We start from the raw sequence: 2439 nt of genomic DNA, 5'->3' as shown, positions 1-2439 counted from the left end.
CGAGATATTTCCACATTACCTGGACATGAACCTTATCTTTGATGCGTCGCAGCTGGATATCGTAGGAACGACCCCATTTTTCTAGTAATAATTGCTGTAAGTCCACACCCGTCATGGTTGCTATCGCTTCTCAGATGTCAGTCGGCCCCTTGATTCTACCATAAATGTCAGGGTAAGACCCTCGATTTTACCGAAGGGATGACAATCTCGCCATCAACCGCTTTGCGGTGTAAAGGGAGTCCTCTTGCTCCAATTTAGATATACTTGTGAACTACACTTTCAACCTAAGGAACATTACTCCACCGTGACACTTTTGGCTAAATTGCGCGGCTGATCCACGTCTAAACCGCGACGGGCTGCGATATGATAGGAGAGCAATTGTAGGGGAATTACTGTTAGAATTGGCGATAATAATTCCTCAATTTCCGGCACATACAACAAATCATTAAAGACTTTTGGTGCTTCCGTATCGCTGTCGGCAACTACTCCCAATAACCGCGCATCCCTTGCCTTTGCTTCCTGTGCATTGGAGAGAACTTTCTCATAAACTATCCCCGGCATAGCAATCGCTACTACGGGAACTTTTGCATCTAAAAGCGCGATTGGTCCGTGTTTCATTTCTCCGGCTGGATAGCCTTCCGCATGAATATAACTGATTTCTTTGAGTTTTAAGGCCCCTTCTAAGGCAATGGGGAAATTAATCCCCCGTCCCAAGAAAATAAAGTCTTGGGTGTCATTAAATTCATGGGCTAATTCTTCGATCGCTTTTTCCTGTGTTTCTAAGACAGTTTCGATCGATCTTGGCAGCGATCGCATTCCATTAATAATTTCCTCGATTCTCTCTAAAGACAAAGTTTGACGACGATAGGATAAATCCAAAGCTAAGAGATAAAAACCCAATAATTGTGCCGTAAAACTCTTAGTTGCCGCCACCCCGATCTCGATTCCTGCTTGGGTATTAATAATCTGATCGACCATTTGTGCTAGGGTACTTTCGGGGCGATTAGTAATACCGATAATCCGGGCCTGATATTTTTTTTCTAATCCTAAACGACGCTGTTTTTCCGTTTCCAAAGCCGCTAAAGTGTCGGCTGTTTCCCCCGATTGCGTCACCCCGATAGTTAAAGTATTGGGCATCAGGGGCGTGGGTGCATAGCGAAATTCCGAGGCGTACTGTACCCTTGTGGGAATACCCGCCAACTGCTCAATCAAGTATTTACCGACTAAACTAGCGTGCCAACTGGTTCCACAGGCTAAAATCTGAATATGTTCTAAATTATCGTAAATTTCTTCAGAAAAATTAATATTTATCGGGTTGACATTATCCTCATTTTGTGCTGTCCAATGGGGATGCAGATAGGTTCCTAAACAGTCGCGCACCACTCCGGGTTGTTCGTAGATTTCCTTGAGCATGAAGTGACGATAACCCTGTTTTTCTACGGTCGTCGGACTCCAATCGAGGATTCTGGGGCTTTTACGGACTCTTTTCCCTTCAAAATTATAAATTTCTACTCCCAAGGGTGTTAACCGAGCGATTTCGCCATTATCCAGGGACAGCACCGCCCGGGTATGGGGAACCAAAGCACTAACATCGGAGGCACAGAAAAACTCCCCTTGACCAAAACCGATGATTAAAGGGGCGTGTTGCCGCACGACAATCAATTCATCGGGATAATCGGGACTAATCACCCCTAGGGCAAAGGCCCCCTCCAAACGTTCAATTGCCCTTAAAACTGCCTTGAGGAAAGGACTCACCCCCAAGTAGTCTTCATCGGTAGGTTTGGGTAGATAACTGGCGATTAGATGGGGAATAACTTCTGTGTCGGTTTCCGAGTCAAATATACAGCCTTTTTCCTTTAATTCTGTTCTTAATACCTGAAAATTTTCGACAATGCCATTCTGTACCACTGCCACCCGTTGACTGTTATCGGTGTGGGGATGGGCATTACTTTCTACGGGTTTGCCGTGGGTTGCCCAACGGGTGTGACCGATGCCAATTTGGGAGGGATTAACTTCCTGTTCTAATTTTTCCCGCAGATTGTAGAGTTTTCCCTGGGCGCGAACTCGATGTAATTCACCTTCGAGAATTGTGGCAATTCCTGCCGAATCATAACCCCGATATTCTAAACGTTCCAATCCAGCTAGGAGAATATCGATCGCTGTTTGGGTTCCGATATAGCCAACAATTCCGCACATTCTTTCGCTGACCCCATTTAGGCTAAGTCCGATCTATTCTATCGCAAGCGTGACACTTGTTTGCTTAGAGGCCAAAGACGCACTGGTAAGGGCAAAGTTTCCTCTCATCGGAAATTTTGGGTCTGAAACCCCGCCGTAGAACGGCGGCTTTACGTTAGAATTAAAAGGCCAGTCTCGAAAACCAAGTGGACGGCGCAGCACCTTGAAAACTCGGCTTAGGGGGTTCCGACCAGAAAAGCTTGG

The 2439-nt window shown here is 45.8% G+C and carries 2 protein-coding genes; both read right to left on the bottom strand.

Annotated features, from left to right (window positions below; all coding sequences use genetic code 11):
* The coding region (locus O9324_RS15025) for a DUF3067 family protein (RefSeq protein ID WP_287970696.1) at nucleotides 1-115 on the bottom strand (115 nt) is incomplete at its 3' end.
* 179 nt (nucleotides 116-294) lie between these two features.
* Nucleotides 295-2196 (bottom strand): glutamine--fructose-6-phosphate transaminase (isomerizing), encoded by a 1902-nt coding sequence (gene glmS, locus O9324_RS15020; RefSeq protein ID WP_288140598.1) that lies wholly within the window; start codon nucleotides 2194-2196, stop codon nucleotides 295-297.
* Between the last annotated feature and the right edge of the window lie 243 nt (nucleotides 2197-2439).

The sequence above is a fragment of the Microcystis sp. LE19-84.1B genome, assembly GCF_027531875.1.
In the GTDB taxonomy this organism is placed as follows: Bacteria; Cyanobacteriota; Cyanobacteriia; order Cyanobacteriales; family Microcystaceae; genus Microcystis; species Microcystis panniformis.
Note: the sequence above shows the minus strand (reverse complement) of the source record. Positions and strands in the feature narration are given on the sequence as shown.

Coding starts and splice junctions, on each gene's coding strand:
- glmS (WP_288140598.1), bottom strand. CDS start 2,196: ATGTGCGGAATTGTTGGCTATATCGGAACCCAAACAGCGATCGATATT.